Annotated in this window: 25 protein-coding genes, 1 other RNA gene and 1 pseudogene; 18 read left to right on the top strand and 9 right to left on the bottom strand. The window is 69.4% G+C overall.

Features of this window, described 5'->3' with window-relative positions; translation table 11 throughout:
• Position 1: 1 nt before the first annotated feature.
• Positions 2 to 577, bottom strand: coding sequence for a hypothetical protein (locus G5B46_RS08915; RefSeq protein ID WP_240903412.1), 576 nt, complete (start codon positions 575 to 577; stop codon positions 2 to 4).
• Positions 578 to 748: 171 nt separating this feature from the next.
• Between G5B46_RS08915 and G5B46_RS08910 the strand changes: the two genes are divergently transcribed.
• Entirely contained in the window at positions 749 to 1,219 is a 471-nt protein-coding gene (locus tag G5B46_RS08910) for a hypothetical protein (protein ID WP_165257893.1), read from the top strand.
• 18 nt (positions 1,220 to 1,237) lie between these two features.
• Here the strand turns inward: G5B46_RS08910 and G5B46_RS08905 are convergent, their stop codons facing one another.
• The gene (locus G5B46_RS08905) at positions 1,238 to 2,713 is read right to left on the bottom strand and encodes an NAD(P)/FAD-dependent oxidoreductase (protein ID WP_165257891.1); all 1,476 of its coding nucleotides are present in this window, start codon (positions 2,711 to 2,713) and stop codon (positions 1,238 to 1,240) included.
• A 160-nt stretch (positions 2,714 to 2,873) separates the two neighbouring features.
• Between G5B46_RS08905 and G5B46_RS08900 the strand changes: the two genes are divergently transcribed.
• The 13 genes and pseudogenes from G5B46_RS08900 (at position 2,874) to murD (ending at position 14,872) form a co-directional block, all read left to right on the top strand.
• A complete protein-coding gene (locus G5B46_RS08900; RefSeq protein WP_165257888.1) occupies positions 2,874 to 3,767 on the top strand; it encodes a DMT family transporter in 894 nt (297 codons plus the stop codon).
• Positions 3,764 to 4,489, top strand: coding sequence for an N-acetylmuramoyl-L-alanine amidase (locus G5B46_RS08895; protein ID WP_165257885.1), 726 nt, complete (start codon positions 3,764 to 3,766; stop codon positions 4,487 to 4,489). Before G5B46_RS08900 ends, G5B46_RS08895 begins: the two co-directional genes overlap by 4 nt.
• A complete protein-coding gene (locus G5B46_RS08890) occupies positions 4,489 to 5,094 on the top strand; it encodes an FMN-binding negative transcriptional regulator (protein WP_165257882.1) in 606 nt (201 codons plus the stop codon). The genes G5B46_RS08895 and G5B46_RS08890 overlap by 1 nt, the downstream gene beginning before the upstream one ends.
• A 6-nt stretch (positions 5,095 to 5,100) precedes the next feature.
• Positions 5,101 to 5,221: pseudogene (locus G5B46_RS08885) on the top strand (hypothetical protein); the annotation flags it as partial.
• Positions 5,222 to 5,255: 34 nt separating this feature from the next.
• Positions 5,256 to 5,639: RNase P RNA component class A (rnpB, locus tag G5B46_RS08880), an RNA gene on the top strand.
• Between the two features lie 268 nt (positions 5,640 to 5,907).
• Complete coding sequence (locus G5B46_RS08875; protein WP_165257880.1) at positions 5,908 to 6,375, top strand: division/cell wall cluster transcriptional repressor MraZ; 468 nt, start codon at positions 5,908 to 5,910, stop codon at positions 6,373 to 6,375.
• Positions 6,372 to 7,313, top strand: a complete 942-nt coding sequence (gene rsmH / locus G5B46_RS08870) for a 16S rRNA (cytosine(1402)-N(4))-methyltransferase RsmH (protein ID WP_165257877.1) — start codon at positions 6,372 to 6,374, stop codon at positions 7,311 to 7,313. Before G5B46_RS08875 ends, rsmH begins: the two co-directional genes overlap by 4 nt.
• Positions 7,310 to 7,741, top strand: a complete 432-nt coding sequence (locus G5B46_RS08865) for a cell division protein (protein WP_165257874.1) — start codon at positions 7,310 to 7,312, stop codon at positions 7,739 to 7,741. The genes rsmH and G5B46_RS08865 overlap by 4 nt, the downstream gene beginning before the upstream one ends.
• Positions 7,738 to 9,501, top strand: a complete 1,764-nt coding sequence (locus G5B46_RS08860) for a penicillin-binding protein 2 (protein ID WP_165257873.1) — start codon at positions 7,738 to 7,740, stop codon at positions 9,499 to 9,501. Before G5B46_RS08865 ends, G5B46_RS08860 begins: the two co-directional genes overlap by 4 nt.
• Positions 9,498 to 10,955, top strand: a complete 1,458-nt coding sequence (locus G5B46_RS08855) for a UDP-N-acetylmuramoyl-L-alanyl-D-glutamate--2,6-diaminopimelate ligase (protein WP_165257870.1) — start codon at positions 9,498 to 9,500, stop codon at positions 10,953 to 10,955. Before G5B46_RS08860 ends, G5B46_RS08855 begins: the two co-directional genes overlap by 4 nt.
• Entirely contained in the window at positions 10,948 to 12,333 is a 1,386-nt protein-coding gene (gene murF / locus G5B46_RS08850) for a UDP-N-acetylmuramoyl-tripeptide--D-alanyl-D-alanine ligase (RefSeq protein WP_165257868.1), read from the top strand. Before G5B46_RS08855 ends, murF begins: the two co-directional genes overlap by 8 nt.
• Positions 12,333 to 13,448: a phospho-N-acetylmuramoyl-pentapeptide-transferase gene (gene mraY, locus G5B46_RS08845; RefSeq protein ID WP_165257866.1), complete on the top strand. Its 1,116-nt coding sequence runs from the start codon at positions 12,333 to 12,335 to the stop codon at positions 13,446 to 13,448. The genes murF and mraY overlap by 1 nt, the downstream gene beginning before the upstream one ends.
• A gap of 14 nt (positions 13,449 to 13,462) precedes the next feature.
• Positions 13,463 to 14,872 carry a UDP-N-acetylmuramoyl-L-alanine--D-glutamate ligase gene (murD, locus tag G5B46_RS08840; RefSeq protein WP_165257864.1) on the top strand — a complete coding sequence of 470 codons (1,410 nt, stop codon included), beginning with the start codon at positions 13,463 to 13,465 and terminating at the stop codon, positions 14,870 to 14,872.
• 64 nt (positions 14,873 to 14,936) lie between these two features.
• Here murD and G5B46_RS08835 read toward each other — a convergent pair whose 3' ends face one another.
• Positions 14,937 to 15,392, bottom strand: coding sequence for a hypothetical protein (locus tag G5B46_RS08835; protein ID WP_165257862.1), 456 nt, complete (start codon positions 15,390 to 15,392; stop codon positions 14,937 to 14,939).
• A 342-nt stretch (positions 15,393 to 15,734) separates the two neighbouring features.
• Between G5B46_RS08835 and G5B46_RS08830 the strand changes: the two genes are divergently transcribed.
• The 4 genes from G5B46_RS08830 to G5B46_RS08815 all read left to right on the top strand — a co-directional run bounded on the left by G5B46_RS08830 (position 15,735) and on the right by G5B46_RS08815 (position 20,134).
• Positions 15,735 to 16,880, top strand: coding sequence for an alpha/beta hydrolase (locus G5B46_RS08830; protein ID WP_165257860.1), 1,146 nt, complete (start codon positions 15,735 to 15,737; stop codon positions 16,878 to 16,880).
• Between the two features lie 81 nt (positions 16,881 to 16,961).
• Positions 16,962 to 18,134, top strand: a complete 1,173-nt coding sequence (gene ftsW / locus G5B46_RS08825) for a putative lipid II flippase FtsW (RefSeq protein ID WP_165257857.1) — start codon at positions 16,962 to 16,964, stop codon at positions 18,132 to 18,134.
• A 77-nt stretch (positions 18,135 to 18,211) separates the two neighbouring features.
• Positions 18,212 to 19,300, top strand: coding sequence for an undecaprenyldiphospho-muramoylpentapeptide beta-N-acetylglucosaminyltransferase (gene murG, locus G5B46_RS08820; protein ID WP_165257855.1), 1,089 nt, complete (start codon positions 18,212 to 18,214; stop codon positions 19,298 to 19,300).
• A 219-nt stretch (positions 19,301 to 19,519) separates the two neighbouring features.
• Positions 19,520 to 20,134, top strand: coding sequence for an EipA family protein (locus G5B46_RS08815; RefSeq protein ID WP_058349935.1), 615 nt, complete (start codon positions 19,520 to 19,522; stop codon positions 20,132 to 20,134).
• Positions 20,135 to 20,197: 63 nt separating this feature from the next.
• On the opposite strand, the gene G5B46_RS08810 is transcribed toward G5B46_RS08815, so the two are convergent.
• The 6 genes from G5B46_RS08810 to G5B46_RS08785 all read right to left on the bottom strand — a co-directional run bounded on the left by G5B46_RS08810 (position 20,198) and on the right by G5B46_RS08785 (position 26,300).
• Complete coding sequence (locus G5B46_RS08810; RefSeq protein ID WP_165257854.1) at positions 20,198 to 21,796, bottom strand: DUF4139 domain-containing protein; 1,599 nt, start codon at positions 21,794 to 21,796, stop codon at positions 20,198 to 20,200.
• 143 nt (positions 21,797 to 21,939) lie between these two features.
• Positions 21,940 to 23,310 carry a DUF4139 domain-containing protein gene (locus G5B46_RS08805; protein WP_165257851.1) on the bottom strand — a complete coding sequence of 457 codons (1,371 nt, stop codon included), beginning with the start codon at positions 23,308 to 23,310 and terminating at the stop codon, positions 21,940 to 21,942.
• A gap of 221 nt (positions 23,311 to 23,531) precedes the next feature.
• Complete coding sequence (gene msrA, locus G5B46_RS08800; RefSeq protein ID WP_165258342.1) at positions 23,532 to 24,119, bottom strand: peptide-methionine (S)-S-oxide reductase MsrA; 588 nt, start codon at positions 24,117 to 24,119, stop codon at positions 23,532 to 23,534.
• A 64-nt stretch (positions 24,120 to 24,183) separates the two neighbouring features.
• Positions 24,184 to 24,456: a hypothetical protein gene (locus G5B46_RS08795; protein ID WP_346764890.1), complete on the bottom strand. Its 273-nt coding sequence runs from the start codon at positions 24,454 to 24,456 to the stop codon at positions 24,184 to 24,186.
• Entirely contained in the window at positions 24,441 to 24,737 is a 297-nt protein-coding gene (locus tag G5B46_RS08790) for a hypothetical protein (protein WP_165257846.1), read from the bottom strand. Before G5B46_RS08790 ends, G5B46_RS08795 begins: the two co-directional genes overlap by 16 nt.
• A 372-nt stretch (positions 24,738 to 25,109) precedes the next feature.
• Positions 25,110 to 26,300, bottom strand: a complete 1,191-nt coding sequence (locus tag G5B46_RS08785) for an acetyl-CoA C-acyltransferase (RefSeq protein ID WP_165257843.1) — start codon at positions 26,298 to 26,300, stop codon at positions 25,110 to 25,112.
• Between the last annotated feature and the right edge of the window lie 106 nt (positions 26,301 to 26,406).

Here is a 26,406-nt window from a genome sequence, read left to right as displayed (position 1 = left end):
TTCAGAACCGCTGCTTGCAGCCCTGCTTCTGGTGCACGCCGCGCAGGAAGCCGCGGCGGGCCAGGCCCGCGTCGCCGAGGGCTTCCAGGTGGCGGTCGGCCGGGGCGGCGCCGGAGATCTCGCGCACCAGGCTGCGGAACGGGATGATCGAGTTGACGATCGCCTTGCCGCCGGCCTCGGCCAGCTTGCCGGTGCGGTTCTCGGTGTACTCGTTGCCGGTCTGGTAGTCGGGGCCCAGCACGTCGTTCAGCCGCTGGATCTCGGTCACCAGCTTGGCGCAGGTCTTCAGGCCCTTGAGGCTGTAGGGATCGGCCAGGGCCTCTTCCAGCACCGGCGGGATCTTCTTCTTCGACAGGCCGACGTCGCGGGCCGGCTGGGTGCCGATCTCCATCGACTTCTCGCGCCAGCCGTCGGGCCGGCCGTCGCCGTCGGAGTCCTTGGCGGGGGGCGGCGGAGGTTTGCTGGCGGTGGTCGATTGGGCCGGCTTGGCCGGATAGGCCGGCTGGGCCGTGGCGCAACCGGTCGCCAGGGACGCCGCCGCGCCCAGGATCGCAATCTTCGTCAGAACCGCCCGCATGACACCCCGCTCCACTGCTTCGCGCCCATCATAGGGTGATGAACGCCGATCAGGAACGGCAAGCTGGACCTTGGGTTCCATGTGCTCCCGCGCTGCTCGCGGCATTGATTTACATGATTGTAAATTGTACCGGTGGTTGTGCAAGAAAAGTCAACCACTAGGGAGGTATCAATGTCCTTGATCTCGCGTCTGTTCGCGCCCGTCCTGATGGCGGGCGCGCTGGTCGCCGCCAGCGCCCAAGCCCAGGTGATCACGCCCAATCCGACCACCTTCACGGTCGAGGGCGTGATGAACATCGAAGCCTGGGCCTCCTGCAACTTCACCATGACCTTCGACGTGCCGGCGGGCGGAACCTCGGCGACCGTCACCAACGCCGTCGTCACCGGCGGCTATGGCTGTGAGCAGGTCAGCTTCACCGGCGCGCCGTGGAACGTCCGGGTCGCCCCGGACAGGCTCTACATCGATGATTTCGAGATGCTGCTCGCTCCGGCCTATCCAACCGGCAAGCAGACCCTCGAGGTCTACTGGACCAATGGCTCGGGCGGCTACGCTAGCGGCGGCGTCTTCTTCACGCTGCTCGGCTATTACGGAACCATGGGCCACTTCGGGGTGACCTCGAGCACGCCGATCTCGATCAACTGACGTGCGCGGCGGCGGTCGTCAGGCCGCCGCCTTCGCCCGCTTGCGCCAGAACCGCATGACGCCGTCGTCCAGCTTGCCCAGGCGCAGGGCCGCCAGGTCCAGCGCGTAGTTCTGGTGCACCTTCCACGGCGCCTTGGTTCCCTGCTTGGGGAACTTGTCCATCGCCCGCTGCACGTAGCCCGACGAGAAGTCGAGCCAGGGAACCGCGGCCATGTCGGGCTGGTCCAGGTGGGGCATGCAGATGTCCATGCCCGCCCGATCCATGTGGTTCAGCAGCCGGCAGACATACTCGCTGGTCAGGTCGGCCTTCAGCGTCCACGAGGCGTTGGTGTAGCCGAAGGCCGAGGCCATGTTCGGCACGTCGCTGAACATCATGCCCTTGTAGCTGAAGCCCTTGGCCAGATCGACGGAGCGGCCGTCGACCACCACCTCCATGCCGCTCAGGAGCTGCATCCGCAGGCCCGTGGCGGTGACGACGATGTCGGCCTCCAGCGTCCTGCCCGACTTCAGCTTGAGGCCGTTCTCGGTGAAGGTCTCGATATGGTCGGTGACCACCGAGGCCGAGCCGTTCCGGATCGAGTCGAACAGGTCGGCGTCGGGCACCAGGCACAGCCGCTGGTCCCAGGGATTGTAGCGCGGCGTGAAGTGGGTCTCGACGTCGTAGTCCTTGGGCAGCTGGTCCCGGACCAGGCTTATCAATCGTTCTTTGGTCTTCTCGGGCTTCTTCCGGGCCAGGTTGAAGAACAGCATGGTGATCAGCACGTTCTTCCAGCGGGTGACGCCGTAGGCGGTCATGGCCGGAAGCTTGGCTCGCATCCAGTTGGCCAGGCCGTCTTCCGCCGGGCGCGAGACCACGTAGGTCGGCGAGCGCTGCAGCATGGTGACGTGAGCGGCGGTCTTGGCCATCTCCGGCACGATGGTCACCGCCGTCGCCCCGCTGCCGATCACCACCACCCTCTTGCCGGCGTAGTCGAGGTCTTCGGGCCAGTGCTGGGGGTGGACGATCGTCCCCTTGAAGCGCTCGGTGCCCTCGAAGTCGGGCGTGTAGCCCGCGTCGTAGGCGTAGTAGCCGGCGCACATGTAGAGAAAACCGCAGGCGATCTCGACCGTCTCGCCGGTGTCGACCCGCTCGGCCTGCACCGTCCAGCTGGCGGTCTCGGAGCTCCAAGCGGCGCTGCGCACCTTGTGGCGGAAGCGGATATGCTCGTCGACGCCGGCCTCGGTCGCGGTCTCGCGCACGTAGTTCAGGATCGACGGGCCGTCGGCGATGGCCTTGGCCTGCCGCCACGGCTTGAAGGCGTAGCCCAAGGTGTACATGTCGCTGTCCGAGCGGATGCCCGGATAGCGAAACAGGTCCCAGGTGCCGCCGATGGCGTCGCGGGCCTCGAGTATGGCGTAGGTCTTGCCCGGGCAGCGCCGCGTCAGGTGATGCGCCGCGCCGACGCCCGACAGGCCCGCGCCGACGATCAGGACGTCGAAGTACTCGGTGGTCATGCGCGTCTCCGTCCCCGCTGGTCCGGTGAGCCCGGATCCTGTTTTAAGTGAACGCTGTTCACCGCAGAAAACGACCGTTTGGACCCGACGTCAATTGCGGCGCGTCCGGCGACGTCGGTTTTCATTGCGCATGGTCCTCGGCGCCAAGTATGCGAGGGGCATGTCCCTACGCGACTTCGGCCTGTTGGTGCTGATCTGCCTGATCTGGGCCAGCAACAACATCGTCTCCAAGATCGTGGTCGCCCACTGGGGCGTGCCGCCGCTGTTCTACGCGGCGGTGCGTTTCGCGCTGGTCGCGGCGGTGACCCTGCCCTGGCTGCTGCCCGCGCCCCGGCCCACCTGGCGGATGCTGGTGGTCGGCGTGCTGATGGGGGCGGGCGGTTTCGCCTTGCTGTTCATGGGCTTCAAGACCGCCTCGCCATCGGCCGCGGCGGTTGTGGTGCAGGCGGGCGTGCCGTTCACCACCCTGCTGTCGGTGCTGATGCTGGGCGAGAAGATCCACTGGCGGCGGGGCGTCGGCATCGCCCTGACCCTGGCCGGGGCGCTGATCGTGATCTGGAACCCGCACGGCTTTTCGCTGTCGATGGGCCTGTGGCTGGTGGTGGCCTCGGCCCTGGCCGGCTCGCTGGGGGCGGTGATGATGAAGCAGATCCAGCGGGTCAAGCCGCTGCAGCTGCAGGCCTGGGTGGGCTTCACCTCGGTGTGGCTGCTGGCCGCCGCCAGCCTGGCGCTGGAGCCGGGCGCGAGCGACAAGGCCTTCGAGGCCGGCTGGCCGTTCGTGGCCGCGGTGGCCTATTCGGCGCTGGTGGTGTCGGTGATCGCCCACACCGGCTATTACGGGCTGATCCAGCGCTACGAGGCCAACCTGATCGCTCCGCTCACCCTGATGACGCCGCTGATGACCATCGGTCTGGGCGTCGCCATCACCCATGACCATTTCGACCTGCGCATGGGCCTGGGCGCGGCTTTGGCTCTCGCCGGCGTACTGATCGTGGCCCTGCGCCGCAACCAGGTGACGCCGCTTCTGATGTTTCTCAAGGACCGCTCGCAATGACCATCGTCGAGGCCCCGTCGCCGAACTTCGACGCCCGCAAGGCCGTGCCCGACACCGTCGTGCTGCACTATACCGGCATGGAGAGCGGCGAGGCGGCCATCGAGCGCCTGCGTGATCCCGAGGCCAAGGTCAGCGCCCACTACGTGGTCGAGGAGGACGGCCGGGTGTTTCGCCTGGTGGCCGAGGAGCGGCGGGCCTGGCACGCTGGCGCGGCCTTCTGGAAGGGCGTGCGCGACATCAACTCGTCTTCGATCGGCATCGAGATCGTCAATCCGGGCCACGAGTTCGGCTATCGCGCCTTTCCCGACGCCCAGATCGCCTCGGTGATCAACCTGCTCGCCGACATCCGCTCGCGCTGGACCATCGACGACGACCGCATCATCGGCCACTCCGACGTGGCGCCGGCCCGCAAGATCGATCCGGGCGAGCTGTTCCCGTGGAAGCGCCTGGCGGAAAGCGGCCATGGCCTGTGGGTCGAGCCGCCGTCCTCGCCGGGCGCGCCGCTGGGCCGGGGCGAGGAGGGGACCGGCGTCTTCGCGCTCCAGGCCGGTTTGACCCGCCTGGGCTTCGACTGCGCGCCCTCGGGCCAGTACGACGAGTGGACCGAGACGGTGGTCGGCGCCTTCCAGCGCCACTGGCTGCAGAGCCGCTTCGACGGCGTGGCCGACGGCGAGACCCGCGCGCGCCTGGTGGCCCTGCTGCGAGCGGCGGCGGGCGCCTGATGCATCCGGCCAGGGCCTTTCACGTCGAGGACCGCGCGCGCCTGCTCGCCTTCTTCGCTGGGCAATCGTTCGTGACGCTGTGCGCCAGTGTCGGCGGCCGGCCGTTCGTGGCCCAGACGCCGGTGGTCGTGCGCGACCTCGGCGCCGATGGCCTGTTCCTCGACTTCCACCTGTCGCGGGCCAACGCCCTGGCGCCGGCGCTGGTGACGGGCTTTCCGGCCATCGCCCTGGCGGCCGGCCCGCAGGCCTATGTCAGCCCCGACTGGTACGGAACCGACGACCAGGTGCCGTCCTGGAACTACGTCTCCGCCGAGGCCGAGGGCTTCGTCACGCCGTTGTCGGAGGTCGAACTGGCGCAGTTGATCGACGACCTGTCGATCCAGGAGGAGACGCGCCTGCTGCCCAAGCCGGTCTGGACGCGGGACAAGATGACGCCCGCGAAGTTCGAGGCCCTGCTGCGCGGCATCGTCGGCGCGCGGCTGCACGTCGAGCGCCTGGAGGGCACGTTCAAGCTCGGCCAGAACAAGCGCGAGGCCGAGCGCGCGGGCGTGATCGAAGCGCTGGGCGACCACCCGGTGGCGGCGTGGATGCGCGGCGAGGGCTGAGGCCGTGCGTCCTTCGAGGCTCGGCTTCGCCTCGCACCTCAGGATGAGGAAGTCAGTGCAGCGAGGTCCTCATCCTGAGGCGCCCGCACAGCGGGCCTCGAAGGACGCACAGCGCATCCGTCATTGACCTTCGCCGTTCCCCGGCGCAAACAGCGCGCGGACCAGATGGCCGGGCGATCGCGGTATCCCTTCGGGGAGTCGAGGAAAGTCCGGGCTCCACGGTGACAAGGCGGTGGGTAACGCCCACCGGGAGCGATCCCAGGGAAAGCGCCACAGAAAGCAAACCTCCTCCCTACGGGGCGGGAAGGGTGAAAGGGTGGGGTAAGAGCCCACCGCGGACCTGGCGACAGGGACGGCATGGCAAGCCCCGCCTGGAGCAAGACCGAATAGGGATCCCGCGCCGGTTTACCGGCTAGGTCGTCACTGGCCGAGAGGATCCGGGTTGGTCGCGAGAGTCGTCCAGCAATGGGCGGCCAAGAGGAATGATCGTCGCGTCCCTGTTCACAGGGGCGGCACAGAACCCGGCTTACAGGCCGTCTGGTCCATCAAACTTTCCGCAACCCCAAGCGCCCCAAGGCCCACCGAAATGGGCCGGGATGGGATGCATCTGTGTGCGAGTCTGTGGATAGAAATCCAGTTGTCTGTATGTTCCGAAATTAACCTTTCAAAGCGGTCTGATATTACCGCTAGCCCCTTTGAATTCCTGGCGAAATGGCCCCTGGTGTCATTGTTTCCCACTTCATCCCATGTTAACCCATTCGGGCCGGTCGGACTCGTGCTGGGGCGACCGTGTTTTGGGTAAGGGTTGGCGGGGTGTTCCTCTCGACGTTCGAGAAGCAGCTGGACAGCAAGCGGCGCCTCGTGGTGCCGCAGGAGTTCCGCGCCGCCGTCTCGGGCCCCTTCGACGGCATCTTCTGTTTCCCCTCGATCGAGGCCGACTGCCTGGAAGCCGGCGGCAAGGCCCTGTTCGACCGCTATCAGGCGGTGATCGACGAGCTGCCCTTCGGTGATCCGGTGCGTTCGGCGCTGGAGACCAGCGTCCTGGGCGGCATGGCCCGCCTGTCGTTCGACACCGCCGGCCGCATCACCCTGCCTGACGTGCTGTGCGACATGTTCGGCCTCACCGACGAGGTGACGATCGTGGGTCTGGGCGAGCGTTTCCAGATCTGGTCGCGTAACGCCTTCCAGGCCCATCGCGCCGCCCAGCGCGAACTGGCCCGCGACGGCCTGGCCGCCCTGCGCGCCCAGCAGCGCGTCGCGCGCCTGGGAGGCGCCGCATGAGCGCCGCTCCGCACATCTCGGTCCTGCTGGGCGAAGTGGTCGCCGCCCTCGACGCCAAGCCGGGCGACATGATCCTGGACGGCACCTTCGGCGCCGGCGGCTACACCCGCGCGATCCTGGGTTCGGGCGCGTCGGTCACGGCCTTCGACCGCGATCCGACGGTGCAGCGCTTCACCGGCGATCTTCCCGCGGCGGATGGTCGCTTTCGGCTGATTCAGGACCGTTTCTCGCAAATCACCGCCTATTTTGGGCCTGCGTCGGTGGACGGCGTAACCCTGGATCTTGGCGTGTCTTCCATGCAGCTCGACGAAGCCGAGCGCGGCTTCTCCTTCATGCGCGACGGTCCCCTGGACATGCGCATGGGCGACGACGGCCCCACGGCGGCCGATCTGGTCAACACCCTCGACCAGACCGAACTGGCCCGCATCCTCTATGTCTACGGCGAGGAGCACGCCTCGCGCCGCGTGGCCAGCTTCATCGTCAAGCGCCGCGCCGAAAAGCCGTTCACCCGCACGCTGGACCTAGCCGAGGTGATCGAGCGGTCGCTGGGCGGCCGCAAGGGCGCCAAGGTGCATCCGGCCACCCGCTCGTTCCAGGGTCTGCGCATCGCCGTCAATGACGAGCTGGGCGAGCTGGAGGCGGGTCTCGCCGCCGCCGAGGCCGTGCTGAAGCCGGGCGGCCGCCTGGCCGTGGTCACCTTCCATTCGCTGGAAGACCGCATCGTCAAGAATTTCCTGGCCGAGCGCGCCGGGCGCACGCCGGGCGGCTCGCGCCATGCGCCGCCGACCGCCCAGGGCGCGCCCCCCAGCTTCAGCCTGATCTCGACCAAGGCCATCGCGCCGGGCGAGGAGGAGCTGGCCGTCAATCCGCGCGCCCGCTCGTCCAAGCTGCGTGCGGCCATCCGCACCGAGGCCCCCGTGTGGAGGGCCTCGGCATGAGGATCTCGGAGGTCTTCGACCGCCGCGTGCGCGGCTTCCGCGTCGTCGACATCGTCGGCGTCGGCGTGCTGCTGACCCTGGTGCTGGGCGTCTACATGGCCAAAGCCTTCGCCGGTCGCGAGCGGGCCGAGATCGCCTCGGTCGAGCGCCAGATCGAGGAAGAGCGCATCAAGGTGCGCCTGCTGCAGGCCGAGGTCGCCCACCTGGAGCAGCCGCGCCGCATCGAGTCGCTGGCCCAGGCCGCCCAGCTGGCCCCGATCTCGCCCGAGCGCGAGACCAGCGAGGACGCGCTGATCGACGTCGCTCGCAAGCCGGTTCCGGCCTCCAAGCTGCCCGCTCCGCCGGTCGCCGCCGCGGCCGATCCGGCCCTGGCCGCCGCCGACGCCCCCGACGGCGTCAGCGCCGGCGCCGAGGAGGCTCCGCGATGAGCCTGGCCAATCTCGTTCCCCACGGCGGCGGTCCGGCCTGGCGCTGGCTGATCGAGCGCGTCTGGCGCCTGGAGCACGCCTTCGAGCGCTCGCGCGCCGCGGCCAAGCCGGAAGACGACACCAGCATCCGCATCTTCTTCGTCCTGGCCCTGTTCGCCTGCGCCTTCATGGTGCTGGCCGTCGGCGCCACCTGGGCGGCCGTGTTCTCCAACGCCGGCAAGAACGGCGGCTTCCTGGCGGCCATGGAGGGCGCGCGCGGCGACCTCGTCGACCGCGAGGGCAAGCTGCTGGCCGTCGACCTGACCCACTACGCGCTCTACATCGATCCCAAGGAAGTGTGGGACGCCAAGGCCACGCGCGCCGCCCTGGGCAAGGCCCTGCCGCAGGTGCCGGCCAAGCGCCTGGACAAGGCCATCTTCGGCGATCGTCGCACCTTCCTGCTGGGCGGTCTCGACCCGGCCCAGAAGGACGCCATCTTCAACCTGGGCCTGCCGGGCGTGGAGTTCGAGGAGCAGGCCCGCCGCGTCTATCCGCTGGGCGTCTCGGCCGCGCACTTCGTCGGCTTCGTCGACGCGGGCGGCAAGGGCCTGGCCGGCGCCGAAGGCGCGCTGAACGACGACATCCACGCCGCGGCCGCAAAGGGCGAGGGCGCGGCCCCCCTGGCCCTGTCGATCGACCTGCGCGTCCAGGCCGCCCTCGAGGACGAACTGCGCAAGGCCGCGCTGGAGTTCGGTCCCAAGGGCGCGGTCGGCATCGTCACCAACGTGCACACCGGCGAGATCCTGGGCCTGGCCAGCTATCCGGACTTCGATCCCAACGATCCGGGCAAGGCCAGCGACGACGCCAAGCTGAACCGCGCGGCCGCCTCGGTCTACGAGATGGGCTCGACCTTCAAGGCCTTCACCGTCGCCATCGGTCTGGATACGGGCGTGGCCACGCCCAGCTCGACCTTCGACGCGCGCGAGCCCTACAAGCTGGGCTACCGCACGATCCACGACTACCACGCCTCGCGGAAGATCCTGACCCTGGTCGAGGTGTTCCAGCACTCGTCCAACATCGGCACCGCGCGCCTGGCCGAGGGCGTGGGCGCCCAGCGCCTGAGCCAGTATTACAACAATCTGGGCCTGACCAAGCCGGCCAAGGTGGAGCTGCGCGAGTCCGCCCGTCCGCTGACGCCGAAGAAGTGGGACACCGACGCGGTGGCCTCCACCTCGTTCGGCCACGGCATGAACGTCAGCCCGCTGGCCCTGGCCCGCGCGTTCGGCCCGCTGCTGAACGGCGGCACCATGCCGCCGCTGACCATCCGCAAGCTGCCGCCCGGCGTGCGCCCGGAAGGCCCGCGCGTGCTGTCCGAAGAGACCTCGCAGCAGATGCTGCAGATCATGCGCGCCAACGTCACCGGCGGCAGCGGCAAGACCGCCGACGTCAAGGGCCTGTCGGTCGGCGGCAAGACCGGCACCGGCGAGAAGTACGACCCCTCGATCCGCGGCTACAACCACCAGCGCCAGGTCTCGTCCTTCGCCGCGGTGTTCCCCACCGAGGGACCGCTGGAGGCCGACCGCTACTTCGTCCTGATCCTGCTGGACGAGCCGCACGGCACGGCCAAGACCTTCGGCTTCTCGACCGGCGGCTGGGTGGCCACGCCGGCGGCCGGCCGGGTCATCGACCGCATCGCTCCGTTCCTCGGCGTCCAGCGCCGGAACGACCTCATCATCGCCGGCGCCCAGCCGAAAGCCACCACGCCAGGGGCGGGACTTTGACCAAGACGCTTTCACAGATCCTGCACCGTCCGTTCGACGCTGATCCGGCCATCGCCGGCGTCACCGCCGACAGCCGCAAGGTGCGTGAAGGCTTCCTGTTCGCCGCCCTGCCGGGCAGCAAGGTCGACGGCCGCAGCTTCATTCCGGGCGCGATCGCCTCGGGCGCGGCCGCCGTCCTGGCTCCCGACGACGTTCAAGGCCTGCCGGTCCCGACCGCCCACGCCGGCGACATCCGCCGCGCCTACGCCCTGGCCGCCGCCGAGTTCTGGGCCGCCCAGCCGGCCACGGTGATCGCGGTCACCGGCACCAACGGCAAGACCTCGGTCGCCGGCTTCGCCCGCCAGATCCTGGCCCTGCTGGGCAAGAGGGCCGCCAGCATGGGCACGCTGGGCGTCGTCGTCAGCGCGCCGGGCGTGCCGGACGAGCAACTGACCCCGCCGGGCCTGACCACGCCCGACGCCGCCGACGTCGCCGAGATGGCAGCCAGGCTCGCGCAGATGGGCGTCACGCACCTGGCCGTCGAGGCCTCGTCGCACGGCATCGACCAGCGCCGCCTGGACGGCCTGAAGATCAGCGCCGCCGGCTTCACCAACTTCACCCAGGACCACCTCGACTATCACGGCACCATGGGCTGCTACCGGGCCGCCAAGCTGCGCCTGTTCGAGGCCCTGCTGCCGCGCGGCGCGACCGCCGTGCTGAACGCCGACAGCGACGCCTTCCCCGCCTTCGCCGCCGCCGCCGTGACCTCGGGCGAGACCATCCTGTCGGTGGGCGAGCAGGGCCAGGGCCTGAAGCTTGTCTCGCGCGAGCCGACCCCGTGGGGCCAGCTGCTGAAGATCGCCGCCCAGGATCGCGAATTCGAGGTGAAGCTGCCGCTGGCCGGCGACTTCCAGGCTTCCAACGTGCTGGTCGCCGCAGGTCTGGTGCTGGCCACGGGCGAGGACCTGGACGCCGTGCTCGGCGCCCTGGAAAAGCTGGAAGGCGCGGCCGGCCGGCTGCAGCGCGTGGGCAAGGGTCGCGGCAAGGGCGAGGCCTATGTCGACTACGCCCACACGCCCGACGGCCTGGAGACGGTGCTGAAGGCCCTGCGCCCGCACGTGCGCGGCAAGCTGATCGCGGTGTTCGGCGCCGGCGGCGACCGTGACCGCACCAAGCGTCCGCAGATGGGCGAGATCGCCGCGCGGCTGGCCGACGTGGCCATCGTCACCGACGACAATCCGCGCTCGGAAGATCCCGCCAGCATCCGCGCCGCCATCCTGGCCGCCGCCCCCGGCGCGCGCGAGATCGGCGACCGCCGCGAGGCCATCCGCGCGGGCGTGGCCCTGCTGGAAGACGGCGACGTTCTGGTCGTGGCCGGCAAGGGTCACGAGCAGGGCCAGCTGGTGGCGGGCGTCAACCACCCCTTCGACGACGTGGCCGAGACCCTGAGCGCGCTGGAGGCCGTCAATGGCTGACGCGCTCTGGACCGCCGACGAGATCGCCGCCGCCACGGGCGGGACCGTGGCCGGCGACTTCGCCGCCACCGGCGTGTCGATCGACAGCCGCAGCATCGAGCCGGGCGATCTGTTCGTCGCCCTGGCCGGCGTGCGCGACGGTCACGAGTTCGTCGCCCAGACGGCGCAGAAGGGCGCGGCCGGCGCCCTGGTCTCGCAGGCTGTCGCGACCCCCGCCGTCGTCGTCGCCGACACCTTCAAGGCGCTGGAGGCCCTGGGCGTCGCCGCCCGCGAGCGCGCGCCCCAGACCCGCCGCGGCGCGGTCACCGGCTCGGTCGGCAAGACCAGCGTCACCCGCGCCGTCGAGGCCGGCCTGCGCCGCGCCGGCAAGGCGCATGCGTCGGTGAAGAGCTACAACAATCACCTCGGCGTTCCGCTGACCCTGGCCCGCATGCCGCGTGACACCGAGCGGGCGGTGTTCGAGGTCGGCATGAATCACGCCGACGAGATCACCCCGCTGTCGAAGTTCATCCGCCCGCACGCGGTGGCCATCACCACGGTCGGCCCGGTGCACCTGGAGAACTTCGCCGACGGCGAGATCGGCGTGGCCCGGGCGAAGGCCGAGATCTTCGACGGGCTGGAGCCCGGCGGCGTCGCGGTGCTGAACGCCGACAATCAATGGTTCGACCTTCTGAAGGGCGAGGCCGAGAAGGCCGGCGCGACCGTGCGCAGCTTTGGCCGTGACGGGACCAGCGCCCGCCTCATCGACTTCGTGGTCGAGGGCGCCGGCGCGACCGTCGTCGCCGAACTCGACGGCCAGGCCGTCTCCTTCCCGATCCGCCAGACCGGCGTGCACTGGGGCCCCAACAGCCTGTGCGTGCTGCTGATGCTGGAAGCCCTGGGCGTCGATCGCGCCACGGCGCTGGCGGCCCTGGCCGAGTTCGCCCCGATCGAGGGGCGCGGCGCCGAGCAGGTGGTCGCCATCGACGGCGGCGCCTTCACCCTGGTCGACGAGAGCTACAACGCCAATCCGGTGTCGATGCAGGCGGCCCTGGCCACGCTGGGCGCGCGCAAGGTCGCCGGCCGCCGGATCGTGGCCCTGACCGACATGCTGGAGCTGGGGCCCGACAGCCCGAGCTTCCATGCGCAACTGGCCGGCCCGATCGCCCAGGCGGGCATCGACCTGGTGTTCTGCGCCGGGCCGTTAATGATGTCGCTGTGGAACGCGCTTCCGCAGGAGCGCCGAGGCGGCTATGCGGACGCCGCGCCCGCGTTGGCGCAGCAGATCGTCGCGGCCATGCAGCCCGGCGACGTGGTGATGGTGAAGGGGTCGAACGGGTCACGGGCCGGCGCAATCGCCGCCGCCCTGTCCGCGCTCGGCCGGCGGGAACAAGTCTGATGCTGTACTTCCTCTACGAATGGCTCTCGCGCGGCGGGCACGAGCACGTGCCGGTCCTGAACCTGCTCAAGTACCTGACCTTCCGCACCGGCATGTCGATGCTGACGGCCTATATCGTGGCCGTGGCCATGGGCTCGCGCTTCATCCGCTGGATGAAGGCCAAGCAGGGCAAGGGCCAGCCGATCCGCACCGACGGCATCGAGCGCCACGTGCTCGAGAAATCCGGCACGCCCACCATGGGCGGCTTCATGATCCTGGCCGGTCTGTTCGTCGGCTCGCTGCTGTTCGCCGACCTGCGCAACGTCCACGTCTGGGTGGTGCTGGGCATCACCGCGGCCTTCGGCGTGCTGGGCTTCATGGACGACTACGCCAAGGTCACCAAGCAGACGACCGCCGGCCTTTCCAGCGGCCAGAAGCTGGTCGCCCAGTTCATCGTCTCGATCCTGGCGGCCGTGGCCCTGATCATCTTCGCCCCGAAGTCGCAGATGACGCCGGGCCTTGAGACCTCGCTGGTGTTCCCGATCCTCAAGAACCTGGTGATCAATCTCGGCTGGTTCTACGTGGCCTTCGCCGCGATCACGATCGCCGGCTTCTCGAACGCCGTGAACCTGACCGACGGCCTGGACGGCCTGGCCATCGTGCCGGTGATGTTCGCCGCCTCGACCTTCGGCCTGATCGCCTACCTCGTCGGCAACTACAAGTTCGCCGACTATCTGAACCTGCACTTCGTGCCGAGCGTCGGCGAGCTGGCGGTGCTGTGCGGCGCCATCATCGGCGGCGGCATGGGCTTCCTCTGGTACAACGCCCCGCCCGCCAAGATCTTCATGGGCGACACCGGCTCGCTGGCCCTGGGCGGCGCGCTGGGTTCGATCGCCGTCTGCGCCAAGCACGAACTGGTGCTGGGCATCGTCGGCGGCCTGTTCGTGGCCGAGGCGCTGTCGGTGATGATCCAGGTCGCCTACTTCAAGAAGACCGGCAAGCGCATCTTCCTGATGGCGCCGATCCACCACCATTTCGAAAAGCTGGGCTGGGCCGAGAGCACCGTCGTCGTCCGTTTCTGGATCGTCGCGATGATGCTGTCGTTCGTCGGCCTCGCCACGCTGAAGCTGCGGTAAGGGGAGGGCGTAGGATGATCCCGGTCCGTGGGTTCGAGGACAAGACGGTCGCGGTGTTCGGCCTGGGCCGCACCGGCCTGACGGCCGCGCGCGCCCTGATCGCCGGCGGCGCCAAGGTGGCGCTGTGGGACGAGAAGGAAGCCGGCCGCGAGGCCGCGCGCGCCGAGGGCCTGCCGGTCGTCGACCTCTCCACGGCCGACTGGAGTCAGTTCGCGGCCCTGATGCTGTCGCCGGGCGTGCCGCTGACCCATCCCAAGCCCCACTGGACGGTCGACAAGGCCAAGGAAGCCGGCGTCGAGATTCTGGGCGACGTCGAGCTCTTCGCGCGCACGGTCAACGCCGCACCCGAGCACAAGAAGCCGAAGATCATCGCCATCACCGGCACCAACGGCAAGTCGACCACCACGGCCCTGATCGGCCACGTCTGCCGCCAGGCCGGCCGCGACACCCGCGTCGGCGGCAACATCGGCGCCGGCATTCTTGGTCTCGAAGACATGCACGGCGGCGCGGTCTACGTGCTGGAGCTGTCGAGCTACCAGCTGGACCTGACCTCCAGCCTGCACGCCGACGCCACGGTTCTGCTGAACCTGTCGCCCGACCACATCGACCGCCACGGCTCGATGGAGGGCTACATCGCCGCCAAGCGTCGCATCTTCCTCAACCAGGGCAAGGGCGACACGGCGATCATCGGGGTCGACGATCCCTGGTGCCAGCAGATCTGCACTGAGATCACCGCCGCCAACCGCCGCACCATCTGGCCGATCAGCGCCGGCAAGGCCATGGGCCGGGGCGTCTACGCCCTGCAGGGCGTGCTGTACGACGCCACCGGCGAGCGCGTGACGGAAATGGCCGACCTGCTGCGCGCCCGCAGCCTGCCCGGCCGCCACAACTGGCAGAACGCGGCCGCCGCCTACGCCGCCGCGATCGCGATCGGCATCCCGCCGGTCCAGGCCGTCGAGGGTCTGATGACCTTCCCGGGCCTGGCGCACCGCATGGAGACGGTCGGCAAGATCGGCAAGGTCGCCTTCGTCAACGACAGCAAGGCCACCAACGCCGACGCCGCCCGCCAGGCGATGTCGAGCTATCCCAAGTTCTACTGGATCGCCGGCGGCGTGCCCAAGGCCGGCGGCATCGAGGACCTGCAGGATCTCTTCCCGCGCGTGGCCTGCGCCTACCTGATCGGCCAGGCGGCCGACGCGTTCGGCAAGACCCTGGACGGCAAGGCCCCGGTCAAGCAGTGCGGCGACATCGAGACCGCCGTCGCCGCCGCCCATGCCGACGCCGCCGCCACCGGCCAGGACGCCATCGTCCTGCTCTCGCCCGCCTGCGCCTCGTTCGACCAGTTCAGCGACTTCGAGGCCCGCGGCGAAGCGTTCCGCGCGGCGGTGAACGGACTGGTGAAGCCCAAGGCCAAGCGGGCTTAGTCTTCCTTTTCTCCCGTCATTCCCGCCACGAGGGCGGGAATGACGGGAAGTAGGGGGCTAGGCCCTACTTCAGCACGCCCCGTTTCCCCATCGCCCAGGCGTACCAGGTGAAGAACGCCAGCAGGGCGGCGATGACGGCGCTGGTGATCGCCATCTGCTGGCCCATCACCTTGCCGCCGTCGGTCAGGGCGTAGGTGTAGAGCAGGCTGACCAGGAACGCCGCCAGCGAAACGGCGAAGACGCCGAAGGCCAGCTTGCGGCGCAGCAGCACCAGCACCGAGGCCCCGAACGCCCCGAACACGCCGATCGCCCACACGCCGGTCATCCAGGCGGGCATCTGCCGATAGTGCGCGATCTGCTCGGCCGTCATGCCGGCGCTGGCCATGTAGGCCTCGCCCTGGGTCATGCTCATCACGAAGTCGAAGACGCCGATGGCGTTGAACAGGACGGCGACCACGCCGACCAGCCAGACGTGCCACGGGGTCTTGCCCCCGGCGGACAGGGTGTTCACTGCGGTCATCAAGCCCTCCCAAGCTGGACCGTGAAGCGCGCAGCATCCGCCGGTTTCGCCGGCGCGTCCAGCAATCGCAGATCGTTGGTATCTCAAGGCCCTCCCCCTGAAGGGGGAGGTGGCCCGAAGGGCCGGAGGGGGAAGTATCTCATGAGGTCGACGCGCGCCCGAACAGCAGCAGTCCCTTCCCCCTCAGTCGCTCCGCGACAGCTCCCCCTTCAGGGGGAGCATCTTGGCGAAGGACCGGAGAGCGCGCCGCAGGCGGTTACGGCATTCGTGAAAATTACACTTGTAGATTCGATCTCGCCCGTTGCAGTCTACGATTGTAAATTCAACGTCGGGGACGACTGCATGAGCAAGCTCAAGACATGGCTGCGCCGGGGCGCGATCGGGACGGCGGCCGCAGCGATCGCGGTGGGCGGGGGCGCGGCGGCGACGCGGGCGTTCGTGCAGCACCAGACGGCCGAACGGCTGCGGATCGACGCCAAGGACGGGATCCAGGAGAGCGGCTTCGTCAAGCTGCCCAGCGGCGAGCAATGGGTCGTGGTCCGGGGGCGGGACATCGACAATCCCGTGCTGCTGGTCGTGCATGGCGGCGGCATGCCGACCTCACTGTTCGCCGAGGACTATGCGAGCTGGGAGAAGGACTTCACGGTCGTCCACTGGGACCGGCGCGACCACGGCAAGAGCCTGGCCCGCGCGGACGGGCGGATCGATCCCGATCAGGGCCTGGACGGCTTCGTCGCCGACGGCCTGGCGCTGAGCGAGCATCTGAAGGCCAGGCTGCACAAGCCGCGCATCGCGCTGCTGGGCTGGTCGTGGGGATCGCGCGTGGCCCTGACCATGGCCCACCAGCGGCCGGACCTGTTCTCGGTCTATGCCGGCACGGGCCAGGCGGTCGACAACGACGCCCGCGACCGCCACGTCTACGACCACATGCTGGCGGTCGCCCAGACCGGCCGGCATCCCGAACTGCTGGCCAAGCTGACCGCCTTCGGCCCGCCGCCCTATGACCCGCCCGGCCGCTGGAAGGAGATCGACGTCCTCGAGCCGGTCTATCTGACGACCGAGGGCCCCCGGAAGAGCCTGGGCCAGCTCTATCGCCAGGCGCTGGCCATGCCCGACTGGAGCCTCAAGGACCTGCTCACCCACAAGGACGGCGGCAGGATCATCCGCCGCCAGCGGTCGCTGGCCGTCTACCAGGCCAACCAGACCTGGAAGGCCGCGCCCCTGGGCCGCGACTTCGCCTTGCCGATGGTGCTGATCCAGGGCGAGTACGACCATCCCGACTTCGTGCGGCCGTGGTTCGACGGCCTTCGCGCGCCGGCCAAGGACATGGTGGTGCTGCCGGGCGCCGGTCACAACGGGATCCAGATGCAGGCGGTCCGTTTCGGCCAGGCCCTGCACGACCACGTGCTGCCGCTGGCCAGGGCGTGGGAGTACGGTCGTCCGGCCGACACGCCGTCTGCCGGGGCTGAGGTCAAGCCTGTGGAATAGCGGGGAAAAATCGCGCCGGCCGTGATTTGGTCGCGGCCGGCGGCAAGACTCGATTAACCGTAACGCCCGACTCTCGCCCCCATGCGCCAGCAGACCGCCCACGCCTTCGCCCGGACCGACCGCTCGCCCCTCGGGGTGTGGTGGTGGACGACCGATCGCTGGCTCTTGGGCGCGACCGCCATCCTGGTCACCGTGGGCGTCCTGCTGTCGTTCGCCTCCAGCCCGGCCGCGGCCCAGCGGATCGGCATCGACGACCAGTTCCACTTCGCCATTCGCCAGCTGGTGTTCGGCGTCGGCGCGGCGACCATCGTGCTGGCGGTGTCGATGCTCAGCCCCAAGGGCATCCGGCGGGCGGCGTTCTTCATCTACATCGTCGCGATCGGCGTCATGGCGGCCCTGCCGTTCATCGGCCACAGCGCCAAGGGCGCGGCCCGCTGGCTGATGATCGGCGGCTTCACCTTCCAGCCGTCGGAGTTCATGAAGCCGGCCCTGATCATCCTGGTCTCGTGGATGTTCGCCGAGGGCCAGAAGGGCGAGGGCGTGCCGGGTGTGTCGATCGCCTTCGGCCTCTATTTCATCGCCGTGGCCCTGCTGCTGATGCAGCCCGACGTCGGCCAGACCGTGCTGATCACCATCGCCTTCGGCGCGGCGTTCTGGATGGCCGGGGTGCCGATCTCGTGGATCATGGGCCTGGGCGCGGTGGCGCTGGGCGGCCTTGCCTCGACCTACTTCCTGTTCGACCACGTGCACGCCCGCGTGCAGAAGTTCCTCAGCCCCGACCAGGCCGACACCCACCAGGTGACCCGCGCGGCCGAGGCCATCCACGCCGGCGGCCTGTTCGGGCGCGGCCCGGGCGAGGGCGTCATGAAGCGCCACGTGCCCGACCTGCACACCGACTTCATCTATTCGGTCGCCGCCGAGGAGTACGGCCTCGTCTTCTCGCTGGCCCTGATCAGCCTGTTCGCCTTCATCGTGGTGCGCGGGCTCTACAAGTCGATGAAGCTGGCCGACCCCTTCGAGCAGGTCGCTTCGGCCGGCCTTTTCGTCCTCCTGGGCCAGCAGACGTTCATCAATGTCGCTGTGAACTTGAACATGATCCCGACCAAGGGCATGACCCTACCGTTCATCAGCTACGGCGGCTCGTCGATGCTGGCCATGGGGCTCACCCTGGGTATGGCGCTGGCGCTGACGCGCAAGCGGCCCGGGTCCTATGGCGGCGGCGGACCGTTCGGCCAGACCGGCGCCTTCGACTGAAGGCTCTCGGGGTTAGGGAGACTGCAGTTGCGTAACACCTTCCCGGCTTGCGCCGTGCGTGCGGCGGATCTGGCGTGATGAGCGGCAAGCTGGCGATCGTCGCCGCCGGGGGCACCGGCGGCCACATGTTCCCCGCCCAGGCGCTGTCGGAAGCCCTGATCGGCCGCGGCTGGCGCGTGGTGCTGGCCACCGACGAGCGCGGCGCGTTCTACGCCGACAAGTTCCCCGCCCAGGAGCGGCTGGCCCTGTCGGCCGCCACCGCCAAGGCCGGCGACCCGATCGGCATGATCAAGGCCGGCGTCGCCGTCACGCAAGGCGTGCTGCAGGCCAAGCAGGCCTTCGCGCGGCTGAACCCGTCGGTGGTGGTCGGCTTCGGCGGCTATCCGGCCCTGCCGGCGCTGCTGGCGGCGCTGCTGGAAAAGCGCCCCACCGTCATTCACGAGCAGAACGCGGTGCTGGGCCGGGTGAACCGCTTCCTGGCCCCCTACGTCACCGAGGTGGCCTGCGCCTTCCCGACTCTGCAGATGGCCAAGCCGGCCGTGAAGGCCCGCGCCCACGTGGTCGGCAGCCCGGTGCGTCCGGAGATCCGCGACCTGGCTCAGGTCGCCTACCTGCCGCCCGAGGTGCAGCTGCGCATTCTCGTCACCGGCGGCAGCCAGGGCGCGCGCCTGCTGTCGGAACTGGTGCCCGAGGCTATCGCCAAGCTGCCCGAAGAGATGCGCGGCCGCATGAAGGTGTTCCAGCAGGCCCGGGCCGAGAGCATGGAGCACGCCCGCAAGATCTATCGCAACGCCATGGTCGACTGCGAGGTCGCGCCGTTCTTCCGCGACATGGCCGGGCGCCTGCGCCAGAGCCACATCGTCGTCGGCCGGGCCGGCTCGTCGACCTGCTGCGAGCTGGCCGTGGCCGGCCGTCCGTCGATCCTGGTGCCGCTGAAGATCGCTGCCGACGATCACCAGCGCTTCAACGCCAAGCTCCTGGAAGAGGCGGGCGGCGCGGCCGTGTGCCTGGAGGACGAGTTGACCGTCGACGCTCTGGCCGGTGCCCTGAACGCCCTGCTCAAGAGCCCCGACCGGCTGGCCCGCATGGCCAAGGGTGCGCGCTCGGTGGCCGTGCCCGACGCGGCCGAGCACCTGGCGGACCTTGTGGAGCGCACCGCGCGTTGAGTCTGGCGGGCCGGGTGCGCGCAACATGCTTAACTGCCCGTTAAGCAACGCGCCCCAAACCCGACATGAAAGCCTGTGACAGTGTCGACACGTAGAGCCCGCCTGTTCCTGGCCAGCCAGGAGCAGACAGGCGGTCTCTAAATGAAGCATGAGAGCGTGGCGGTCGCCAAAACCGCCGACACTTTCGGCTGTCACGCTCTAGACTTGCGAGAAAGACACATGGACCGCCGCTCGCTGATCCTCTCCGGCATGGCCTCGGGCCTGACCTCCGTTGGTCTCGGCGCCTGCGCCAGCACCTCCCAGCCGCGCAATCCCGATCCGAACGGACCGGCCTACGATACGGGCGCGGCGGCCACCTACTCGGCCGACGAGATGGTCCGCGCCACGTCCGACTTCCTGGGCGTGACGGCCGAAAGCGCCGGGGCTGCGATCGAGCGGATCTTCCGCGAGCGCGGCCAGCCCACCGGCTACGTGGCCGGCGAGGAAGGCTCGGGCGCCATCGCCGTGGGCCTGCGCTATGGCCGCGGCCTGCTCTACATGAAGGACCGTCCCACCCAGGAAGTGTACTGGCAGGGCCCGTCGGTGGGCTGGGACTGGGGCGGCAACGCCAGCCGCGTCTTCACCCTCTGCTATAACCTGCAGTACCCGGACGCCATCTTCCGCCGCTTCCCCGGCGTCGAGGGCAGCGCCTATCTCGTGGGCGGCCTGGGCGTGAACTACCAGAAGGCCGACACCATCGTCCTGGCCCCGATCCGCGCGGGCGTCGGCCTGCGCCTGGGCGCCAACATCGGCTACCTGGCCTACAGCCGCCAGCGCAACATCCTGCCGTTCTGAGGCGATCGGCCTCGACGGATAGAAGGGCCCCCTCCGACCGGAGCGGGGCCCTTTTTCGTGGTCTCAGCCCGCGTGCCGGACGGCGTAGCGGAAGACCCGGCTCTCGCCCGGCTTCAGCGTCACGCGCCAGGCGACCTGGCCCTGGCGGATGTCGTGCTTGAGGGGCTCGGACACCACCTTGAAGAACTGGATGCTGGGGTCGTGGCGGATCTCGAAGGTGACGGGGATCGACTTGCTGTTGGCCAGGTCGACCTCGTAGGTCCGTCGCACCGTCGTCTTGTTGGCGCGCTTGTCCTCCACCAGGCGGGGGCGGGCGCGAACGTCCATGCCGCGGCCGATCATCAGGTCGGCGGGCTCGCCGACGGCGACGTCGCGCACGGCCTGTTCGCCGGCGAAGGCGGGCACGCCGCCGACCGTCTCCATCACCGACAGGGCGCCCGAGGGCAGGGGCTTGCCCAGGCCTTCGGTCTTCTTGTTCTCCAGGCGCAGCACGACCTGCGGCGCGGCGATCTGCTGCTCCTTGGCGTAGTCGGTCCAGGGCGAGACCGGCACGACGTAGAGGCGCTGGTAGCGCACGCCCTTCTCGTCGAGAAAGGCCATCTGCTTGGTCTGCCGCGCCGCGACCGTCACCCGCTCGGGCAGGGTGTAGAGCTTGTAGTCGCCCAGGTCCGACTGCTCGGCCAAGGCCACGCGATTGGCCGAGTAGCCCATGGCCACGGGCGCGGGCGGCGGCGGGGGAGGCGGCGGTGGCGGAGGGGGTGGCGGGGCCATCATGGCCGGCATGCCGCCGACGTCCATCTCGGCCGCCTCGCCGTGGGTCGTGGTGTCCATCGGCCAGCAGTCGCGACGCACGGGAACCACGCGCGGGCGGACGATCCTGGTGGGCACGCGCGACAGCTTGCCGGCCACCAGCTGGGTGGGGGCGTCGGCGAAGGTCGAGCCTGAGCTGTTCATCAGGGTCAGCCAGCCCAGCAGGTCCAGCGTCTGGCCGTCCGGGTTGAGGGTGGCGACGTAGTCGGCCTGCCAGTTCAGGCCGATCGCCAGGTAGGTCAGGGTCAGTTCGTAGCGCCCGGCCATCGGCACGTCGATCACGGCCGACAGGGCGGGCTTGCTGGACAGGCCGTCGGGCGCGCGGTCGAAGACCAGGCGCTCGGCGCCGCCCGAGCAGCCCAGCGCCTCGACGCCGTCGGCGGTCCGCACCATCAGGCCGGACGGCCCCTGCACGAGGGTGGCCTCGACGCTGGACTGGCGGCCGGTCTCGCGGTTGGTGCGGACCACCTTGACCGGCTTGCCCAGCGAGCGCTCGACCAAGGTTCCGGGGCTGAGCAGGGCGTAGTCGTAATTGCGCTCGACCGCGCCGGAGGGCAGGCCCTCGATGGCCGCGCTCTGTGCGATCAGGCCCTCGGCCACCCCGTCGAAGCGCAGGGTGTGGCGACCGGCCGGCAGGTCGACCGTGCGGGTCTCGCTGACCATGACCAGGCCTTTCTCGAAGGCCTGCTGGCGCTCCCACGGCGACAGCTTCTGCACCGGCCCCTGGCCGTCCCGATAGAGAGTGACGGCCACGGCCTCCGGTGCGGGCGAGGCGACGACGTCCGCGCGGGCGGCGCCAGGGGCGGCGAGGGGCGCGCAGAGCAGGGCGAGGGCGGCGAGGGCGGAGCGCACGACCCAGGAACCTCCCCCCGTGGGGGAGGCGGTCGCGCAGCGACCGGTGGGGGGCGTGGCAGGGCCTGCAGTCATTCCCCCCACCGTCGCCTTCGGCGACACCTCCCCCACAGGGGGAGGTTCCCTGCGGATCGGGTTCGGGATCACCAGCCGTTGTCCACCGTGAAGGTCAGGATGGTCTCGCCGTTGGCGGGCACGGGCACGCTCCAGGCCAGGGTGCGGGCGTCGATGCGGCGGCTGGGCAGGCTCTCGTCGGTGACCTTGCCGTCGCGCCACAGGCCGGCCTGGCGCAGCTCGACCGTCACCGCCTCGGGGCGCGCGTTGCGCACCAGGTACTTCATGACGTAGCGCGAGCGGGTCTTGGAGATCTTCTCCTGCGAGACCAGGGTCGCCTGGCTGGAGACGTCGAAGGCCTCGCCGGTCTTGATCGACAGTTCCGAACCGGCCGAGGTGTGGCCGATGTTGTTCTCGCCGATGAACTTGGGATCGCCGGCCTGGTCGCGCATGTAGACGCGCATGGTCCCGGCCGGCAGCTGGTCGCCCAGGCCCTTGAGCTTCGAATTGCTGAACTGGATGGCGGTGATCGCCTTCTGCGGGTTGGCGTCGCTGGAGAAGCCGTACTCGCGCACCTCGTAGACCTTCTTGGCCGCCACGCCCTGGGCGCTGAGGAAGCCGACCTGCTTGCTCTGGTTGGAGGCGATCGTGGTCCGCTCGGGCAGGGGATAGATGTAGTAGTCGGCGATGCGCTCGCGGTCGCTGCCTTCGGTCCCGGCCGAGGTCGCGCCGCCGTTGTAGCCGCCGTTGAACTGGTTGACGTTGCCCGCCACCAGCTGGGTCTGGGCGTTCTCGAAGGCCGTGCCGGAGTTGTTCTGCAGGGTGATCCAGCCCTGCAGGTCCAGCGCGCCCTTCTTCTCGTCGAACAGGGCGACATAGTCGGCCGACCACGACAGGCCCGAGGTCAGGTAGTTCAGCGTCACCGGCGTGGGGCCGGCCTTGTCGGCGTTGACCGTCACCGACAGGGTCGGGCGGGCGCGCAGGGTCTCGGGCACCTTGTCGAAGATCACCCGGGTGGGCACGCCGTCGTCGCGCAGCACCTCGATGCGGTCGCCGATCTTCAGCACCACGCCCTCGTTGGCGGCCAGGACGGTGGCGGTCTCGGTGGTTTCCTTGCCATCGCCGGGATTGGTGCGGATGATCTTGATCTGCCGGCCGACCGCCTTCTCCATCAGCTTGTCGGGGGTCAGCAGGTCGTAGTCGAAGTTCTGCTCGACCACGGCCAGGTTGGGCGAGGACAGGCTGACGGTCTCGGGGCGGATGGCGGCCGAGACGTCCTTGAACTCCAGCCGCTGGCGGCCGGCGGCGACGTCGATCGTCCGCTGGTCCTGAACGAGCGCCAGGTTGCTGTTGTAGATGGTGACCGAGACCTTCGGAGAAGGTTGGGCGATCGCCATCTGGAAGGGGGCTGCGGAAGCGGCGGCCACGCAGGCGGTGGCGAACAAAGCGGCGCGAAACATCGGCGCGGCGTCTCCCTCTATCGTTGCAGCCACGTTTTCACGCGCGCGAGGGAATGTCGAGAGATTAGGTCTGTAATTTATAATGCTCCCCCTGAAGGGGGAGCTGTCGCGGAGCGACTGAGGGGGAAGACATTACGAGGGCTGGGGCTGTCGCCGGTTCATCAGGAACTTCCCCCTCCGGCCCTACGGGCCACCTCCCCCTTCAGGGGGAGGGTCGCATTCTACTTCCCCCACACCTGCGCCAGGCGCCGATCCCGGCCGCAGCCGGTGCGGTAGAGGTGGTACTCGACCGAATTGTTCTTGGCGTAGTCGCGGTGATAGGGCTCGGCCGGCCAGAAGGTCTGCAGCGGCAGGATCTGGGCCTTCATCGTACCGGTCTTCAGGCGCTGGGCGGCAAGGGCGCGCGAGCGCTCGGCGGCGGGGCGCTGCTCGGCGTCGACGAAGACGGCGGGGCGATAGGAGGGGCCGCGGTCGCAGAACTGGCCGCCGTCGTCGGTGGGGTCCACCAGCTTCCAGTAGCGCGACAGCAGGAAGGCGTACTCGATCTTGGCCGGATCATAGGTGACGCGGACGGCCTCGTAGTGGCCGCTGCGTTCGCTGGTCACGTCGCGGTAGGTCGGGTTCTTCACGTGGCCGCCGGTGTAGCCGCTCTCGACCTTCACGACGCCCGGAATGCCGCGCATGTCGTTTTCCATGCACCAGAAGCAGCCGCCGGCGAAGACGGCGGTCTTGGTGGCGGCGAGGGCCGCGGACGGCAGGGCGGCCAGGGGCGCGGCCAGCAGGGCCAGGGCGATGACGAGGCGACGGATCATGGGCGGTCCTTTCAGAAGCTCGACATAGGTACGAAGCCGGGCGGCGAAAGGATGGAGGCGATCAGCGCCAGCCGTGGCCCACGCCCCGCACCGCCGGCACCGACGACAGGCGCGCGGCCAGGACCTGGGCCCGGTCGTCGCCCTGGTCGTCGATCTCCAGGCGGATCGAGATGTCGGCGCCCTCGGGGTGGGCGGTCAGGGCGCGCAGGCGCACCTGCTGCACGCTGGCCACGCCCAGCACCCGCATCAGGGCGTCGGGCGTGTCTTCAGCGGTCACGAGAAAGAGGCGGCGTTTCTCGTCGTCCTGTTTGAGGTCGCTCAAGGCCGCACCCACTGGTGTTCCACGCTGGCCGAGTTGACGCCGGGCCAGGCGGCCAGGTCGCGGGCGAGCAGGCGGGCGGCCTGGTCGCCGAGGCGACGGACGCGCAAGGAAGCCTCGACCAGCTGGCCGACGGGCTTCAGGGACAGGTTGCACAGCTCGCCGCCGCAGTCGGCCAGGCTCTGGCGCACGGCGTCCAGCGCGCTGGGCGCGTCCTGGGCCGACAGGAACAGCTGGTGGACGGTGACGCCGTCGTCGTCGCTGTGGAAGGCGGGTGGGGAAGGCAGGTAGCTCATGTTCGAAGATCCTTTTGAGTTTGAGGACCGTCGGACCGCGCAACGAAAAAGCCCCGCTCCTTTCGGAGGCGGGGCTTTTTCGGATCTCGTGATCCTTCGGCTTGGTTTTCCAGGGAGGTCCCTAGTCTGCGCGCCGTCTTTGCCCCGTCCTGACAGGCACGGTTTTAATCTGGTTCATCTTCGACATCATGGCGCACCACATCGCGACGCCGGCCGAGAGGCCAGTCGTAAAGAGCGCGATGGTGATCAGGTGCGAGGGCATGAAGTCTGAAAGGGTCCAGGTAGGCTTGCAGATCAACAGGTAACGCTTGCCGGCCCGTCGCGCAAGGTCTTGCCGCGCGACGGGCCGGAATGCCGCATATTGGGTAGAAATTAGGCGAGTTCGATGGCCATCGCCGTGGCCTCGCCGCCGCCGATGCACAGCGAAGCCAGGCCGCGCTTGGCCTTGCGGGCCTGCAGGGCCGAGATCAGGGTGCACAGAATGCGGGCGCCGGACGCGCCGATCGGGTGGCCCAGGGCGCAGGCGCCGCCGTTGACGTTCAGCTTGTCGTCCGGAATGCCCAGTTCCTTCTGGGCGATCATGGCCACGACGGCGAAGGCTTCGTTGACCTCGAACAGGTCGACGTCGGCGACGCTCCAGCCGGCGCGGTCCAGCGCCTTGCGCATGGCCGGCACGGGCGCGGTGGTGAAGAGGCCCGGCTCGTGGGCGTGGGCGGCGTGGCTGACCACGGTGGCGACCACCGGCAGGCCCAGGCTTTCGGCCACGCTCCTGCGGGTCATCACCAGGGCGGCGGCGCCGTCGCTGATCGAGCTGGAATTGGCCGCGGTGATCGCCCCGTCGCGCGAGAAGGCCGGGCGCAGGGTGGGGATCTTGGCCGGGTCGGCCTTCAGCGGCTGCTCGTCCTTGTCGATGGTCTCGACGCCCTTGCGGGTGGTGACGCTCACCGGCGCGATCTCGGCGGCGAAGGCGCCGCTCTCGACGGCGGCCTTGGCCTTCATCAGGCCCTTGGTCGCGTAGTCGTCCATCGCCTCGCGGCCGAACTGGTAGTCGGCGGCGGTGTCCTCGGCGAAGGCGCCCATCAGCTTGCCGGGGCTGTAGGCGTCCTCCAGGCCGTCCAGGTACATCGAGTCCCAGATCTGGTCGTGGCCGATGCGGGCGCCGCCGCGGTGCTTGGCCATCAGGTAGGGCGCGCCCGTCATGCTCTCCATGCCGCCGGCGACGATGACGTCGGCGCTGCCGGCCAGCAGGGCGTCGTGGGCCATGATCGCGGCCTGCATGCCGCTGCCGCACATCTTGTTGACGGTGGTGGCCTCGACCGACTTGGGCAGGCCCGCGCCGAGGGCGGCCTGGCGGGCGGGGGCCTGGCCAAGGCCGGCCGGCAGCACGCAGCCCATGATGATCTGGTCGATCTTGTCGCCCGCGACGCCCGCGCGCTCCAGCGCCGCCTTGACGGCGGTCGCGCCCAGTTCGGTGGCCTTCACCCCGCCCAGCGCGCCCTGGAAGCCGCCCATCGGCGTGCGGGCGAAGCTGGCGATCACCACAGGATCGGCGCGATTGGACATGGACGAACTCCCGATACGTTTGTTTTGTGGTGGAATAGGCCCTCTATCGGCCCGCTTGCGCAAGCGTCTTGCTCGTGAGTGGGCGCGATAGTCCGGCGCAAGAAGC

This window comes from Caulobacter sp. 602-2 (genome assembly GCF_011043625.1).
Classification (GTDB): domain Bacteria; phylum Pseudomonadota; class Alphaproteobacteria; order Caulobacterales; family Caulobacteraceae; genus Caulobacter.
Note: the sequence above shows the minus strand (reverse complement) of the source record. Positions and strands in the feature narration are given on the sequence as shown.